Source organism: Paracoccus sp. SCSIO 75233 (genome assembly GCF_027912675.1).
GTDB lineage: Bacteria > Pseudomonadota > Alphaproteobacteria > Rhodobacterales > Rhodobacteraceae > Paracoccus.
Genome location: NZ_CP115757.1, coordinates 152,135 through 168,298, shown reverse-complemented (window position 1 = coordinate 168,298; position 16,164 = coordinate 152,135). Strand labels below are relative to the sequence as shown.

13 protein-coding genes and 1 tRNA gene are annotated in these 16,164 nt (G+C 62.6%); 12 read left to right on the top strand and 2 right to left on the bottom strand.

The features are described from left to right. Positions 1-54 precede the first annotated feature (54 nt). The 4 genes from PAF12_RS00830 (at position 55) to PAF12_RS00815 (ending at position 2,872) form a co-directional block, all read left to right on the top strand. Positions 55-732, top strand: coding sequence for a cell division ATP-binding protein FtsE (locus PAF12_RS00830; RefSeq protein ID WP_271108129.1), 678 nt, complete (start codon positions 55-57; stop codon positions 730-732). Beyond that, a complete protein-coding gene (locus PAF12_RS00825; protein WP_271108128.1) occupies positions 729-1,652 on the top strand; it encodes an ABC transporter permease in 924 nt (307 codons plus the stop codon). Before PAF12_RS00830 ends, PAF12_RS00825 begins: the two co-directional genes overlap by 4 nt. Continuing rightward, the gene (locus PAF12_RS00820; protein WP_271108127.1) at positions 1,649-2,461 is read left to right on the top strand and encodes a 1-acyl-sn-glycerol-3-phosphate acyltransferase; all 813 of its coding nucleotides are present in this window, start codon (positions 1,649-1,651) and stop codon (positions 2,459-2,461) included. Before PAF12_RS00825 ends, PAF12_RS00820 begins: the two co-directional genes overlap by 4 nt. Before the next feature lie 81 nt (positions 2,462-2,542). After that, the gene (locus PAF12_RS00815; RefSeq protein WP_271108126.1) at positions 2,543-2,872 is read left to right on the top strand and encodes a hypothetical protein; all 330 of its coding nucleotides are present in this window, start codon (positions 2,543-2,545) and stop codon (positions 2,870-2,872) included. Between the two features lie 79 nt (positions 2,873-2,951). Here PAF12_RS00815 and metH read toward each other — a convergent pair whose 3' ends face one another. Together metH and PAF12_RS00805 are read right to left on the bottom strand one after the other, a co-directional pair. Beyond that, the gene (gene metH, locus PAF12_RS00810) at positions 2,952-6,671 is read right to left on the bottom strand and encodes a methionine synthase (protein ID WP_271108125.1); all 3,720 of its coding nucleotides are present in this window, start codon (positions 6,669-6,671) and stop codon (positions 2,952-2,954) included. Positions 6,672-6,830: 159 nt separating this feature from the next. Further along, positions 6,831-7,340, bottom strand: coding sequence for a hypothetical protein (locus tag PAF12_RS00805; RefSeq protein ID WP_271108124.1), 510 nt, complete (start codon positions 7,338-7,340; stop codon positions 6,831-6,833). Between the two features lie 143 nt (positions 7,341-7,483). Between PAF12_RS00805 and metG the strand changes: the two genes are divergently transcribed. From metG to PAF12_RS00765, 8 genes are all read left to right on the top strand, one after another. Then, entirely contained in the window at positions 7,484-9,190 is a 1,707-nt protein-coding gene (gene metG / locus PAF12_RS00800; protein WP_271108123.1) for a methionine--tRNA ligase, read from the top strand. A 73-nt stretch (positions 9,191-9,263) separates the two neighbouring features. Continuing rightward, on the top strand, positions 9,264-10,184 hold the full coding sequence (gene rocF, locus PAF12_RS00795; RefSeq protein ID WP_271108122.1) for an arginase: 921 nt from the start codon (positions 9,264-9,266) through the stop codon (positions 10,182-10,184). Between the two features lie 156 nt (positions 10,185-10,340). Further along, complete coding sequence (locus PAF12_RS00790; protein ID WP_271108121.1) at positions 10,341-11,309, top strand: 5-bromo-4-chloroindolyl phosphate hydrolysis family protein; 969 nt, start codon at positions 10,341-10,343, stop codon at positions 11,307-11,309. Then, the gene (truA, locus tag PAF12_RS00785) at positions 11,309-12,091 is read left to right on the top strand and encodes a tRNA pseudouridine(38-40) synthase TruA (RefSeq protein WP_271108120.1); all 783 of its coding nucleotides are present in this window, start codon (positions 11,309-11,311) and stop codon (positions 12,089-12,091) included. The genes PAF12_RS00790 and truA overlap by 1 nt, the downstream gene beginning before the upstream one ends. Positions 12,092-12,191: 100 nt before the next feature. Next, a tRNA-Leu gene (locus PAF12_RS00780) sits at positions 12,192-12,277 on the top strand. Positions 12,278-12,299: 22 nt separating this feature from the next. Next, positions 12,300-12,947 carry a 5'-methylthioadenosine/S-adenosylhomocysteine nucleosidase gene (locus PAF12_RS00775; protein WP_271108119.1) on the top strand — a complete coding sequence of 216 codons (648 nt, stop codon included), beginning with the start codon at positions 12,300-12,302 and terminating at the stop codon, positions 12,945-12,947. A gap of 57 nt (positions 12,948-13,004) precedes the next feature. Beyond that, on the top strand, positions 13,005-14,804 hold the full coding sequence (locus PAF12_RS00770) for an ABC transporter transmembrane domain-containing protein (protein WP_271108118.1): 1,800 nt from the start codon (positions 13,005-13,007) through the stop codon (positions 14,802-14,804). A gap of 124 nt (positions 14,805-14,928) precedes the next feature. Then, entirely contained in the window at positions 14,929-16,074 is a 1,146-nt protein-coding gene (locus PAF12_RS00765) for a phosphoserine transaminase (RefSeq protein WP_271108117.1), read from the top strand. The last annotated feature ends 90 nt before the right edge of the window (positions 16,075-16,164 follow it).

Genomic DNA, 16,164 nt, shown 5'->3' with positions numbered 1-16,164 from the left:
GCTAAGCCCGGCTTCCAAGCGCCGCGGCAAAACGGCAACGCGACGGAGGCCGACTTGATCGAAATGCAGGAGCTGTCCTTTGGTTACCGCGAGGGCGGAACCCTTTTGCAGGACATGAATCTCAGCCTGCCTGCCGGGTCCTTTCATTTTCTGACCGGCCCCTCCGGTTCAGGCAAAACCACGTTCCTGCGGCTTTGCTATGCCGATCTGCTGCCCAGCAAGGGCGGGCTGACCGCGTTCGGCCACGATGTCAACGGATTGTCGCGGGACGGCATCGCCATGCTGCGCCGGAAAGTCGGGGTGCTGCATCAGGACGCACAGTTTCTGGACCACCTGCCCGTGGCGGAGAATATCGCACTGCCACTAACCGTCGCCGGTCAGCCTGTGGATATGCAGGCCCTGAAGGAGCTGCTTGGCTGGGTCGGCATGACCTCTCACGCGCGCGCCCTGCCGCCTTCGCTGTCGGGGGGGGAGCGTCAGCGTGTAGCACTGGCGCGTGCCGTCATCATGTCGCCCGACTTCGTGATGGCGGATGAGCCGACGGGCAATCTTGATTGGGAAATGTCGCTGCGGCTGCTGCAATTGCTGGTCGAGCTTAACCGCTCCGGCAAGCCGGTGCTGATCGCGACGCATGATATGGACCTGATCCGGGCGGCGCGTCAGATGGATGTGCAGGCCCGCGTCCTTCGCATTTCCGGCAAGCGGGTCCAACTGGCGGGGGCGGATCTATGAGCGGGAAACTGAGCAATGTCGACTGGCGCAGCCTCTGGCGTGGCCTGATTGGGCGCGATACCGGGCCGGGCCGGATCGTCCCGCCGACCGGATTCACGGCGCAGCTGACGCTGCTGACCGCAGGCGCGATGGCGTTTCTGGCGGTTTTCGCCCTCGCACTCAGCTTTGCAACCGGGCGGCTCGCAGATCGCTGGTCGCAGTCGCTGGCGCAGACAGTGACCGTCCGGGTCTCCGCACCTGCGGATGAGGTCGAGACCCTGACCGGGCGCGTCATGGGTATTCTTGACCAGACGCCGGGTATCGCTGAAGCGCGAATGCTGCCCGAGGAAGAGGTCGATGCGCTTCTGACCCCGTGGTTCGGCCCTGACCTGCCGGTTGAGGCACTGCCGGTTCCACGCCTGATCGAGATCCGCGAATCGGGCGAAGATTTTGACGCCGACGGCTTGCGTTTGCGGCTTGAGGCCGAGACGCCCGGAGCCGTTCTCGACGACCACACGCGCTGGCGGCAACCATTGGTAACGGCTGCGAAACGGCTGCGGACGCTGGGCGTGGTGTCACTGGCACTGATCGCGGCTGCGGGTGCCGCGATGATGGCACTGGCCGCGCAATCCTCGCTGGCGGCGAATGGTCAGGTGATCCGGGTGCTGCGTCTGATCGGTGCGCGCGATGTGACGATCGCACAAGCCTTCGTCCGCCGCTTCACCCGACGCGCGGCAGTCGGCGCCTTCATCGGCACGATACTGGGCATGATCGCAATCGCCCTGCTGCCCGGCATGGATCAGGCAGGCGGCTTCCTGACCGGGCTGGGCTTTCAGGGCTGGGGCTGGCTGTGGCCGCTTCTGATCCCGGTCATCGCGGCAGGCGTCGGCTTCGTCGCGACAAGATGGGCGGCACTTCGTATGCTGCGGGAGGTGCCATGAGCTCTCCGTTGCTGAACGAAACACAGGCCGCGCGATTGTCGCCCATACCGGGAAAGCCGGGCTTTCTCAGCTATCTGGGCACGATCACCTATTACATTCACGTCGCGCTGGCGACCATCGTCGTCGGCCTCTGGGGTGTCACGAAACTGGGACAGGGACGACGCGGCGTGCATCGCGTCGCGACGGTCTGGATCGGATATATGCTGCGCGCCGCGAGGTGGCACATGGGTGTCGCCGTCGAGATACGCGGCACACCACCCGCAGCTAATGAGGGCGCACTTATCGGCGCAAAACATCAAAGCTTTCTGGACATTCTCGCCATCGCCTATGCCGCGCGCAGACGGGCCTTCGTCATGAAGCGCGAGGTTCTGCGCGTTCCGATCATGGGCTGGTATGCGCGCCGTGCGGGATGTATCCCGATCGACCGCAGCAAGGGCCGTGACGCAATGGGCCAGATCATCGCTACCGTGCGCGAGCGGATGGCATCCGACGAGGGGCTGGGTCATCTGATCCTCTACCCCGAAGGCACACGCACCAGACCGGGCGAAAAACGACCCTATAAGCATGGTATAAGCACGCTACATATCGAAACCGGACTGCCGGTGTGGCCGGTCGCGGTGAATTGCGGGATGTTCTGGCCAAAACGGGGCCTTCCCGTTCTGTCCGGTCGGGCTGTCATCGAGTTTTTGGAGCCAATGCAGGCCGAACCGGGCGAAAGCCGCGATGCGTTTTTGCAGCGCATTCGCGACGTGGTCGAAGAAACTAGCGAAAAGTTGATGACAGAAGCGGGCCTGCAAATCGGGCATTAGCCACTTCGCTCACCTTGAAGTTGAATACATTTGCCAATACCTAGCGCTCTGATTGCGGCCTGCATAAAGCCGCATTCGGAATTGTCATATCAAGAATTCAGAAAAGGCAGGAATAAGAAAATGATTATGAGAGCCTTGCTGGCCGCAACCGCCGTCGCTGCTGTTAGCGGCTGCGTAACGAAAAACGATCTTACATCGCAACCCGTGGTCGTCGAAACGGCGTTAGGCCCCGTTGTGTGCCAGCTCTATACATTGGAACAGCTTCTTTTCGACACCTCGGTTCAGCACCCGGTCGGGATGTCCACTGAGGCCGCCAATGAAATCTGCAAGAAAGAAGGGGTGCGTATCCTGAATGGCGGAGCCCCGGTTTACGCGCCGGTAAACTCGCATGGCGAGTATGCCGTTAACTAAGCTCGATTTAATGAGAAAGGCCGCAATATCGTTGCGGCCTTTCTCATAAGTTCAGAATAAATCACCAAGCTTCAGTGTATTACTTATCCGGAACGTAATTGAGGACCGGGGCAAGCCAGCGTTCGACCACACGCTGCTCCATTCCCTTCCGCATCGCATAATCCTCAACCTGATCGGCCTCGACTTTTGCGACGCCGAAATAATAGGCGTCCGGATGCCCGATATAGAGGCCGGATACCGACGACCCCGGCCACATCGCCATTGACTCCGTAAGCTCCACCCCGGTTGCCTCCGTCGCGTTCAGAAGATTGAAAAGCGTGATTTTTTCGGTGTGATCGGGTTGCGCCGGATATCCCGGTGCGGGGCGGATCCCGTCATAACCTTCCGCGATGAGATCCTCATTGGAAAGGTTTTCATCAGGTGCATAGCCCCAGTAATCCCGACGGACGCGCGTATGCATTAATTCTGCCAGCGCCTCTGCAAAACGGTCGGAGAGCGCCTGCACCATGATCGCGGAATAATCGTCGCCCTTCTCCTTGAAGGCCGCGGCAATCTCGTGATCCTGCGGGCCGGAGGTGACGACAAACCCGCCGACATAATCCGGCTGCCCCTCGGGCGCGACGAAATCTGCCAAGGCGGCATTCGGCCTGCCCTCGCGTTTCGAGACCTGCTGACGCAGCGTAAAGAACGTGGCCAGTTCTGCCTTGCGGTCTTCATCGGTGAACAGGCGAATATCGTCACCCACACGGTTCGCGGGCCAGAAGCCGATCACGGCGCGCGGCTTGAACCAGTCCTCCGCTATGATCTGCTTCAGCATCGCCTGCGCATCGGCGAACAGCGCCCGCGCCGCCTCCCCCTGTTTTTCGTCATCCAGAATGCGGGGATAGACGCCGCGCATTTCCCATGTCTGGAAGAAGGGCGTCCAGTCGATATAGGTGGCGATCTCGGCCAGATCGAAATCCTCGATCACGCGGGGGCCGAAGAATTTCGGTGCCGTCGCCTGCCAGTTTGCGAAATCGACCGGCACCGGGTTCGCGCGGGCATCCACAATGGAGGTCCGTTTCTTGTTCTTGTCGCCGCGATTATATTTCTCGGCGACCTCTTTGTATTCCGTGTTGATTGTCGCCGTGTACTCCGCCCGCTGATCCGACAGAAGCTGTGACACCACGCCGACCGCCCGGCTGGCATCGGTGACATAGATCGCCTGCCCCTTGTGATAGCGCGGATTGATCTTGACCGCGGTATGCACCCGGCTGGTGGTCGCGCCGCCGATCAGCAGCGGCAGGTCGAAACCCTCCCGCTCCATCTCCGCAGCAACATGGACCATCTCGTCAAGCGAGGGCGTAATCAGCCCGGACAGACCGATCACGTCGACCTTTTCCGCCTTGGCCGTTTCCAGGATTTTCGTCGCCGGAACCATGACGCCAAGGTCGATGATCTCGTAATTGTTGCAGGCCAGCACGACGCCGACGATATTCTTGCCGATATCGTGCACGTCACCCTTCACCGTCGCCATGAGGATTTTGCCGTTGCTGCTTTCCTCGCCCGACTCGGCCTTTTCGGCCTCCATATAGGGCAGCAGATGGGCCACGGCCTGTTTCATGACGCGGGCGGATTTCACCACCTGCGGCAGAAACATCTTGCCCGCGCCGAACAGGTCGCCCACAACGTTCATCCCGGCCATCAGCGGGCCTTCGATGACATGCAGCGGACGGGCGGCGTTCAGCCGCGCCTCTTCGGTGTCGGCGTCGATATATTCGGTGATCCCGTTCACAAGCGCATGTTCCAGCCGCTTCTCAACCGGCAATTCGCGCCAGGACAGATCCTTCTCGCGGGCCTTGCCGCCGCCCTCGCCGCGATATTTCTCGGCGATTTCCAGCATCCGCTCCGTCGCATCAGGACGGCGGTTCTGGACCACGTCCTCACAAGCCTCGCGCAACTCGTCATCGATCTGGTCATAGACGGCCAGCTGCCCGGCATTGACGATGCCCATATCCATCCCGGCCTGAATGGCGTGATAGAGGAAGACCGCATGCATCGCCTCTCGCACCGGTTCGTTGCCGCGGAAGCTGAAGGACAGGTTCGAGACCCCGCCCGAGATATGCACATGCGGCAGCGTCTGGGTGATGCGGCGCGTGGCGTTGATGAAATCGACGCCGTAATTATCGTGTTCCTCGATCCCCGTGGCGACGGCGAATATATTCGGGTCGAAGATGATATCCTCTGGCGGGAAGCCGATTTCCTGCGTTAGAAGCTCATAGGCGCGGGTGCAGATCTCGACCTTGCGGTTTTCGGTATCGGCCTGCCCGGTCTCGTCGAAGGCCATGACGATCACCGCCGCCCCGTAAGCGCGGCAAAGACGGGCGTGGTGCAGGAACTGTTCCTCACCCTCCTTGAGGCTGATCGAATTCACCACGGGCTTGCCCTGAATGCATTTCAGCCCGGCCTCGATCACCTCCCATTTGGACGAATCCACCATGATCGGCACGCGGGCGATATCGGGTTCGGAGGCGATCAGGTTCAGGTAATCGACCATTGCCTTTTCGCTGTCGATCAGCCCCTCATCCATGTTCACATCGATGATCTGGGCGCCGTTTTCCACCTGATCGCGCGCCACATCCAGCGCGGTTGCGTAATCGCCATTGGTAATCAGCTTGCGGAACCGGGCCGAGCCGGTGACATTCGTCCGCTCACCCACATTCACAAAGGGAATATCGTCGGTCTTGATGAACGGCTCCAGCCCCGACAGGCGCAGCAGCGGTTCTTTCTCGGGGATTTCACGCGGGGGCAGGCCCTCAACGGCCTCGGCAATGGCCCGGATATGATCATAGGTCGAGCCGCAGCAGCCGCCAACCACGTTCACCAGCCCCTCACGCGCGAACTCGGCCACCTGGGCGGCCATCTGTTCGGGCGTCTCATCATATTCGCCCATCTCGTTCGGCAGGCCGGCATTGGGGTATGCGCAGACCAGCGTGTCCGCCGCGTCCGAGATTTCCGCCAGATGCGGCCGCATCGCCTCCGCCCCGAGCGCGCAGTTCAGCCCGACGGTCAGCGGCTGCGCATGGCGGATCGAGTGCCAGAACGCGGTCGGCGTCTGCCCCGAGAGCGTCCGGCCCGACAGATCGGTGATCGTGCCCGAGATCATGACCGGCAGGCGCAGATTGTTTTCCGCAAAGACCTGCTCACAAGCAAAGATCGCGGCCTTGGCGTTGAGCGTGTCGAAAATCGTCTCGATCAGGATCAGATCGGCGCCGCCTTCGATCAGCGCTCGGATCTGTTCGGCATAAGCCTCGGCCAGCTGGTCGAAGGTCACGGCGCGATAGCCAGGGTTGTTCACATCCGGGCTGATCGAAGCGGTCCGGTTCGTCGGCCCGAGAGCACCGGCCACGAAGCGCGGCCGCCCGTCCTCAGCCGTGGCGCGATCCATCGCCTTGCGGGCCAGTCTCGCCCCTTCGGCATTCAGATCCTTCACCCGGTCCTGCAGCGCATAATCCGCCTGCGCGATCGTGGTCGAGGAAAACGTGTTCGTCTCCACGATATCGGCACCCGCCATCGCATAAAGGTAGTGAATCTCCTCGATGGCATCGGGACGGGTCAGGTTCAGAAGGTCGTTATTGCCCTTTTGCGGATGGTTAGAATGGATATGGCAGGCACAACCCGCGCCGTGGCCGGTGAAGTCGTCCTCGGACAAACCAAGCCGCTGGATCTGCGTGCCCATTGCGCCATCGAGAATAAGAATGCGCTCTTTTGCAATGCTGCGAAGTTGTTCAAATACGGGGGAGAGGGGAAGCTCGGCCACGGGACCACCTGTTTCGGAATCAGGCCCCGCTTCTAGCAGGCGCACAAGACATGCACAAATTCATGTCCGGCCCCGAATTCAACCGATCAATTTTGTCCGAAATGTTGACGGAAGGCGCGCGCGATCAGGAGCAGTTTTCCTTCCGTCAGGAGGGCCTGTTCATTTCGGGCCAGCTTCCGGAGAGTTGGTCTGGTGATCGGCGGCGGATGCGTTGTCGACCGCGATCTTCGGGACCGCGGCGACGGCTTGCCCGTTCACGCTGTCTTCACCGCCAAGCAACTGTAGGCCGACGGTTTTCTGCCCAGAGCCGCCGGTTTCCCCGTGGTCAACAGGCTGTGAGCTGTCATGCCGGGGGATATCGAACAGCGTGATCGTCCCGCTGCGCGGCGATATCCTGTTGCCTCGGCTGTGGGAATCAAGCGCACTGATCTGACTGACACGTTCGTCAATCAAAGCGCCCGATTCAGCATCGTAGACGAAGACGACACGTAGTCCGCCACGCAGCGCCTCAACCGTAACATGAAGCGAGCTCTCGAAAAAATTTATGCTTTCAAACCCCTGAGCGGCTAACTTCATGTGAACCCGCTGGGCCGAAAACTCTGCAAAAGCAGGACCGGCAAAAAGAAACAGCAGAAAACCTATCAGCGAGGATCGCATCATGGGAACCATTCTGGCATATATTTTTATTATGATAGAAAATTGCCAATTCGTCCATGCCCTGCTGCGTAAAAACGGATTGGAACGAAAATCCGGCACTCTTTCAAATCGGATAAGCAGCGGTTAGATACCCGTCGACATATGCGGGAATATTCATGGCACGCCACCTCATCACATCTGCCCTGCCCTATATCAACGGCATCAAGCATCTGGGAAATCTGGTCGGAAGCCAGCTTCCGGCCGATCTCTATGCGCGTTACCTGCGCGGTCGCGGGCATGAGGTGATGTTCATCTGCGCGACCGATGAACATGGCACGCCCGCGGAACTCGCCGCCGCGAAAACCGGGGAGCCGGTGGCGGAGTATTGCAAGCGGATGCATGCGGAGCAATCCGCGCTGGCCGAGGGGTTCGGGCTGAGTTTCGATCATTATGGCCGGTCCTCCAGCCCGCAAAACCATCGCCTGACCCAGCATTTCGCGGGACGGCTGGACGAGGCCGGACTGATCCGCGAGGTCAGCGAGAAACAGGTGTATTCCATCGACGACGGTCGTTTCCTGCCGGACCGTTATATCGAAGGCACCTGCCCGAATTGCGGCTACGAAAAGGCACGCGGCGATCAATGCGAGAACTGCACCAAGCAGCTCGACCCGACCGATCTGATCGATCCACGCAGCGCAATCAGCGGCTCCACCAATCTGGAGGTGCGCGAGACCAAACATCTGTTCCTGCGTCAGTCCGCCATGCGCGATCAGATTGCGGAATGGATCGACAGCAAGGCCGACTGGCCGGTGCTGACCACCTCTATCGCAAAGAAATGGCTGTTTGACGGCGACGGGTTGCAGGACCGGGGCATCACCCGCGATCTCGACTGGGGCGTGCCGGTGCAGAAGGGCGATCAGCCCTGGCCGGGGATGGAGGGCAAGGTCTTCTATGTCTGGTTCGACGCGCCCATCGAATATATTGGCGCGACGGCGGAATGGGCCGATGCGAAAGGCGGCGATTGGGAACGCTGGTGGCGAACGGACAAAGGCGCGGAGGACGTGACCTATACCCAATTCATGGGCAAGGATAACGTGCCGTTCCACACGCTCGGCTTCCCGGCCACCATCATGGGTTCCGGCGAGCCGTGGAAGCTGGTCGATTACATCAAGTCGTTCAACTACCTGACCTATGACGGCGGCCAGTTCAGCACCTCGCAGGGGCGCGGCGTGTTCATGGATGATGCGCTTGAGCTGCTGCCCGCCGATTACTGGCGCTGGTGGCTGCTGTCCCACGCACCCGAAAGCGGCGACAGCGAGTTCACATGGGAGAACTTCCAGCAATCGGTGAATAAGGATCTGGCCGATGTGCTGGGCAATTTCGTCAGCCGCATCACCAAATTCTGCCGCTCGAAATTCGGCGAGCAGGTGCCGGAGGGCGGCGAATGGGGTACGGCAGAGCGTGACCTGATCGCAGCCCTGACCCGCCGTATCCGCGCTTACGCCGAGCAGATGGACCGGATGGAAGTCCGCAAATCCGCCGCCGAACTTCGCGCGATCTGGGTTCTCGGCAATGAATATCTGCAATCCGCCGCACCTTGGGCCACCTTCAAGGAGGACCCGGAGCAGGCGGCGATGCAAGTGCGGCTCGGCCTCAATCTGATCGGGCTATATGCGGTGCTGTCCACCCCGTTCATTCCCTTTGCCGCCGCCAAGCTGCGGGAGGCCATGAACGGCCCGGCGGAATGGCCGGATGATGTCGAGGCGGCGCTTGGCGCCCTTCAGCCCGGACATGAATTCGCCGTGCCCGACAACCTGTTTGCCAAGATCGCTGACGAGCAGCGCGACGAATGGCAGGCGCGGTTTCAGGGCACGCGAAGCTGATCGCAGCCTGTCAAAGGGTGGCACGCATGGGCGCTGTGCCCTATCCTCGCGCAAAACCTGACGGGGACAAAATATGACCAATTGCATACTGATCGGCGCGCCGGTCGATGAAGGGCAGCGCAGGCCGGGTTGCCTGATGGGACCGGCGGCTTACCGCGTGGCCGGGCTGGGCGCTTTGCTGGAAACGCTGGGCCACACGGTCGAGGATCGCGGAGACGTGACACCCGCCTCCTCCGGCGGGCAGACGCACCCGAACGCGGCGGTACATCACCTGCCGGAGGTCATTGGCTGGACCAATGCGCTGCGCGAGGCGGCCACCGGGGCGATGCGGGACGGGATGCCGATCTTCATGGGCGGGGATCATTCGCTGGCGCTCGGTACGCTCGCCGGGGTCGCGGAACATGCTGCGGCAAAAAACCGCCCGCTTTTCGTGATCTGGCTGGACGCGCATAGCGATTTCCACACCCCGGAGACGACGACATCCGGCAATCTGCACGGCACACCGATGGCCTACGCCGCCGGTCGCCCCGGTTTTGCGCCCTTCCCGGATTTCCCCGTCCCGATCCCCGGTGAGAATATCTGCATGTTCGGCATTCGCAGCGTCGATCCGGCGGAACACGCAGCGCTGCAGGAAACCGAGATCACCGTGAACGACATGCGCGTCCTCGACGAACAGGGCATTGTCGCGCCGCTGAAGGAGTTTCTGTCGCGGGTCGAGGCGGAGAACGGGTTGCTGCATGTCTCGCTCGACGTGGATTTCCTCGACCCGGCAATCGCACCTGCGGTCGGCACCACGGTCCCCGGCGGCGCGACCTTCCGCGAGGCGCATCTGGTCTGCGAGATGCTTCACGAATCCGGCCTCGTCACCTCGCTCGATCTGGTGGAGCTGAACCCGTTTCTCGACGAACGCGGAAGGACCGCAAAGCTGATGGTGGACCTTGTCGGCTCCATGATGGGGCAGAAGGTGTTCGACCGCCGCACCCGCAGTTACTGAGCCATTTGCTTGCAATCGCGGCACGCCCGGCCCATCTGTTCGTTAACCCGCAAACGGAGAAAGCAATGTCCCGGAAGGCGACCCAGAGGCTGTCATTCTATCTGCTCGTCCTGCTGACGCTTTATGCGTCGCTGGCTGGCGCGTAAGGGGAGCATCATGGCGAAACGATTTGGCGGGCGCTTTTCGCCCGGTGCGCAGGATCCGGATATTCCACAACCGAAAGGGGCGCCGGTTCATCCGCTGGAATCGCGGGTCAAGTGGATCACGATTGCCGCCATCCCGTTTCTGATCGGCGCGTTCTGGCAGGACCCGTTCGGGCTCGTGACCAATCTCGCGGGGTTCGGCATCGTGGCACTCGGGTCTTACATGACGCGCGAAGGGCTGAAGGCCGAGGCCGCTTACGACGCGCGTCGCGTCGCACGCCGCCCGTCACTGCCGCGCAAGCTGTTCGGGGGCATCCTGACCGGGCTGGGTCTCGCGGTCGGGGCCTGGGAACCGGGGGCCTTCGCCGGGGCCGCGCTGATCGGGGTTGCCGCCGTTGCGCTGCACTATCTGGCCTTCGGCCCGGACCCGATGCGCGACAAGGGCATGGAAGGGATTGACCCATTCCAACAGGACCGCGTGGCCCGGATCGTGGCCGAGGGCGAGGAATATCTGGAAGGCATGCAGGACGCGATCCGCCGCGCCGGCGACAACAGGCTGGAGGCACGGGTGCAGGTCTTTATCGAAACCGCCCGCGAATTGTTCCGGCGGGTGGAGGAGGATCCCGGCGATCTGACTGCCGCGCGCCGCTATCTGGGCGTCTACCTGATGGGCGCGCGCGATGCGACGGCGAAATTTGCCGATCTCTATGCGCAGACCAAAGACCAGTCGGCGCGGGCGGATTACGAAGCGCTGCTCACTGATCTTGAGGGCAATTTCGCCGCCCGCACCCGCTCTTTGATCGAGGGCGGTCGCAGCGATTTCGATGTCGAGATGGAGGTCCTGCGCGACCGGCTTGCCCGCGAAGGCGTGAAGCCTCGGGAACCCGCTGCTGAGCGTCCTGCCGCGCTTGAGGATCGCCGGGGGCAGGATCTGACCAGCCTGATCCGCGAAACCGTCAAGGCGGGACGCAAGCAGGACTGATGCCGCGCTACGCTTTTCGTGTCGAATATGACGGCGCGCCTTTCGCGGGCTGGCAGGCACAGGCCGATCAGCCGAGCGTGCAGGGCACGATAGAGGCAGCACTGGCGCGGCTCGATCCCGGTTTTGCCGATGGCGCGCGGATTGCCGCAGCGGGGCGCACGGATACCGGGGTTCACGCAACTGGACAGGTATGTCATGCCGATCTGGTTCGGGAATGGGACAGTTTTCGTCTGTCAGAGGCGCTGAACTGGCACCTGAAGCCCGCCCCGGTCGCCATCACGGCAACAGCAGAGGTCGGGGAAGTTTTCCACGCCCGGTTCTCCGCCCGCGAACGCCGCTACACGTTCCGGCTGATTGCGCGCCGCGCCCCTGTGGTGGCGGATCGCGGTCAGGTCTGGCAGGTTCTGCGCCCGCTGGATGTGCAGGCGATGCGGGACGGCGCGCGCCACCTGATAGGGCAGCATGATTTCACCACCTTCCGCAGCACCATGTGTCAGGCGAAATCCCCGGTCAAAACGCTCGACGAAATCACCATCGAGGAACACCCCTACCCCGCCGGGCAGGAAATCCGGTTCCATCTGCGCGCCCGCAGCTTTCTGCATAATCAGGTCCGCAGCATCGTCGGCACACTCGAACGGGTCGGCGCGGGATCGTGGCATCCCGATCAGGTCAGGGATGCGCTTGAAGCCCGCAACCGTGCTTCCTGCGGCCCGGTCTGCCCGCCTCAGGGGCTCAGCCTGACCGGCGTCGGCTATGATCCCGACCCGTTTGCAGACGGCTGAAAACGCGCCCCCGGCACCCGCCTTCCGACTTGCACCAGCGGAGGGTCATGATAGTGTCGCCGGGCTCGGGAAGCGCTTTATGACGCCTTCCCAGACGGTTGCGGGCGTGGCGGAATGGTAGACGCATGAGACTTAAAATCTCTGGGCCGCAAGGCCGTGCGGGTTCGAGTCCCGCGGCCCGCACCAGCACCCGCCCGGGGGAAACAGCATGACTGACGATCTGCCGCCGCTGACCGAAATATCCGGCGTCCCGGTCCTGTTCGTGATGGCGGCGGAGGCGGAATACGGCAAGGCACTGCGCGAACGGATCACCCCCCTGATGACCGGCATTGGCCCGATCGAGGCGGCTTTGGCAATGGGCGTGGCCCTGACACGGCTGGAACGCAAGGGGGCGCTGCCTGCATTTGTCGTCTCGCTCGGCTCCGCCGGATCGGCGCGGCTTGAGCAGGGTGCCGTCTATCAGGCCCGGTCAGTCAGTTGGCGCGATATCGACGCCTCACCTCTGGGGTTTGAGAAAGGCGTGACCCCGCTGCTCGGCCAGCCCGCGACGCTGCCACTCGACCTGCATATCCCGGGCATTCCGGCGGTCAGCCTGTCGACCGGGGCGAATGTCGTGTCCGGCGATGCCTACGGGGCCATCCCCGAGGATATGGTCGATATGGAGAGTTTCGCCGTGCTGCGTGCCTGTCAGCAATTCGGCCTGCCGCTGATCGCCCTTCGCGGTATCTCGGACGGTGCCGAAGAATTATCGCATATCGACGATTGGAAACGCTATCTGCATATCGTCGATGAACGTCTGGCCGAAGCCGTGGACGCGCTGCGTGACGCTTTGTCATCGGGCGAAATCAAGCTTTGAGTGTTGCCGCCCCCGCCCCTGACGCCTAAACCGGGGCAAACGCAATAAGAGGCAGGCATGGCACGCGCACCCAGCATTCAGGATGATCGCCCTTCCAGCCGTCGCGTCAGCGCCTTATCCGCGCTATGGCCCTTCATCCGGCCCTATCGGGGCATGGCCATTGCCGCCCTCGCCGCGCTTGTCGCCACGGCCACGATCAGCCTGATCCTGCCGCTTGCTGTCCGCCGTGTGGTCGACGGCTTCGACGTCGGATCGGCGCTTCTGGACGAATATTTCGGGGCGGCATTGATGATCGTCATCGGCCTCGCATTCGGCACCGGGCTGCGATATTACCTCGTCACCCGGCTGGGCGAACGCGTTGTCGCGGATATTCGCAAAGCCGTATTCTCACGCGTGATCGGCCTGTCGCCCGCGTTTTTCGAGCGGGTCATCACCGGCGAAATCCTCAGCCGGATCACCACGGATACAACGGTCATTCAGTCGGTCGTCGGCTCCTCCGTCTCGGTCGCGCTGCGCAATGTGCTGCTGATGATCGGCGGGCTGGTGATGTTGTTCCTGACCTCGCCCAAGCTGACCGGCCTGGTCCTGCTGCTGGTGCCGGTGATCCTGATCCCCATCATCGGGCTGGGCCGCAGGCTCCGCGTTCTGGCGCGGGAGAACCAGGACTGGATCGCGGCATCGTCCGGCTCCGCCTCCGAAGCGCTGCAAGCGGCGCAGACCGTGCAGGCCTACACCCACGAGACCGCGACGCGGGCCGAGTTCGCGCGCGTGACGGAGGAGAGCTTCTTGTCGGCACGCCGCCGCATCGCAACCCGTGCCGCGTTGACAGTGATCGTGATCTTCCTGATCTGCGCAGGCATCATCGGCGTTCTGTGGATCGGCGCGCGCGATGTGCAGGCCGGGCTGATGAGCGTCGGTGAACTGGTGCAGTTCGTCATATATGCCGTGCTGGTCGCGGGTTCCGTCGGCGCCCTGTCCGAGATCTGGGGCGAGCTTCAGCGTGCCGCAGGCGCCACCGAGCGGCTGGCGGAGTTGCTGGCCTCTGACGACAGCATCGCCGATCCCGCAGCCCCCTCCCCGCTGCCCCGCCCGGTTCGCGGGGAAATCGGCTTTGACGGGGTCAGCTTCGCCTATCCCTCCCGCCCGGATGGCGCGGCGCTGATCGATCTCGACCTGACGATCCAGCCGGGAGAGACGGTTGCACTTGTCGGCCCGTCGGGCGCTGGCAAGACGACGGTGATCCAGCTGATCCAGCGCTTCTGGGACCCGCTGCAGGGCCGGGTGACGCTGGACGGCATCGATCTGCGCGACATGGCACGAGTCGATTTCCGCGAGGCGATGGCGCTTGTTCCGCAAGACCCGGTGATCTTTGCAACTTCGGCCCGCGAGAATATCCGCTTCGGTCGCCCCGATGCCAGCGACACGGAGATCGAGGCCGCGGCGCGTGCCGCCAATGCGCATGATTTCCTCTCCGCCCTTCCGCAGGGTTACGACACGCAACTGGGCGAACGCGGGCTGATGCTGTCAGGCGGGCAGAAACAACGCATCGCCATCGCCCGCGCCGTTCTGCGCGACGCCCCGGTGCTGTTGCTGGATGAGGCGACATCGGCGCTCGACGCCGAATCTGAATATGCTGTTCAGAAGGCGGTCGAGAAGCTGGCCGAGGGGCGCACCACGATCATCGTCGCGCACCGGCTGGCCACCGTCAAAAGCGCCGACCGCATCATTGTTTTCGAGAGCGGCCGGATCGTCGCACAGGGCAATCACGAGGAACTGGTGGCACAAGGCGGCCTTTACGCCCGCCTCGCAAGGCTTCAGTTCACAGCAGGTCACGACAGCGCCCGAGCCGCTGAGTAACCCAGCCTGATACGGCGGCGACATAACGGTCAAGTTTCCTGTTGCAGTATCCACGGGGTTTGCGTATGTCCCGAGGCGGGACACCCCTCCCCAACGAGGGGCTTTTGCCTGAAAGGGTAACGTTATGGCGAATACGCAACCGGCTGCGCGCCCGGCTAATCCGCGCTTTTCTTCTGGCCCCTGTGCCAAAATCCCCAATTACAATTTGAACCTGCTGTCCGACGCGCCTCTGGGCCGCTCGCACCGTGCCGCTGTTGGCAAGGCGAAGCTGGCGCAGGCGATCGAACAGACCCGCGAAATCCTCGGCGTGCCGGAGGATTACCGGATTGGCATCGTGCCCGCCTCCGACACCGGCGCGGTCGAGATGGCGATGTGGTCGCTGCTGGGCGCGCGCCCGGTCGAGATGCTGGCCTGGGAAAGCTTCGGTGCGGGCTGGGTGACCGATGTGGTCAAGCAGTTGAAGCTGGATGCGAAGGTGCAGACCGCCGATTACGGGCAGATCGTCGATTTCTCGACGGTCGATTTCGACCGCGACGTGGTGTTCACCTGGAACGGAACAACCTCTGGTGTGCGTCTGCCGAATGGCGATGCGATCCCGGCGGATCGGGTTGGGCTGACCATCTGCGACGCGACCTCCGCCGCGTTTGCGATGGAACTGCCCTTCGACAAGCTGGATGTGGTGACGTTCTCCTGGCAAAAAGTGCTGGGCGGCGAAGGCGGGCATGGTGTGCTGATCCTCAGCCCTCGCGCGGTCGAGCGTCTGGAAAACTATACGCCCGCATGGCCTCTGCCCAAGATCTTCCGCCTGACCAAGGGCGGCAAGCTGATCGAAGGGATTTTCCGCGGCGAGACGATCAACACGCCGTCCATGCTCTGCGTCGAGGATTATCTTGTCGCGCTCGAATGGGCCAAGTCGGTCGGCGGGCGGCAGGGTCTGATCGACCGCGCGACGACCAATGCGCAGGCGGTCTGGGACTTCTGCGCGGATCGTGACTGGATCGCCAATCTGGCCGAGGATCCGGCGACGGCGTCGACCACCAGCGTTTGCCTGAAATTCACCGATGACCGGATCGCAGACGGTGCAGCCTTCGCGAAAGCCGTGGCAAAGCGGCTGGAGAAAGAAGGCGTCGGGCTGGATATGGGTGCTTATCGCGATGCGCCCGCCGGTCTGCGCATCTGGTGCGGCTCGACCGTGGAGACCGCCGATGTGCAGGCGCTGCTGCCGTGGATCGAATGGGCGTTCAACGAAGAGATTGCGGCACAGGGGTGATGGGTGTGGCGGTGCGCTGAAGCGTGCCCTGCATCTTGCAGCCTTTCCGAACCGCTTGGTGCGCTGAAGCGCACCCTACCTCGCAATTCC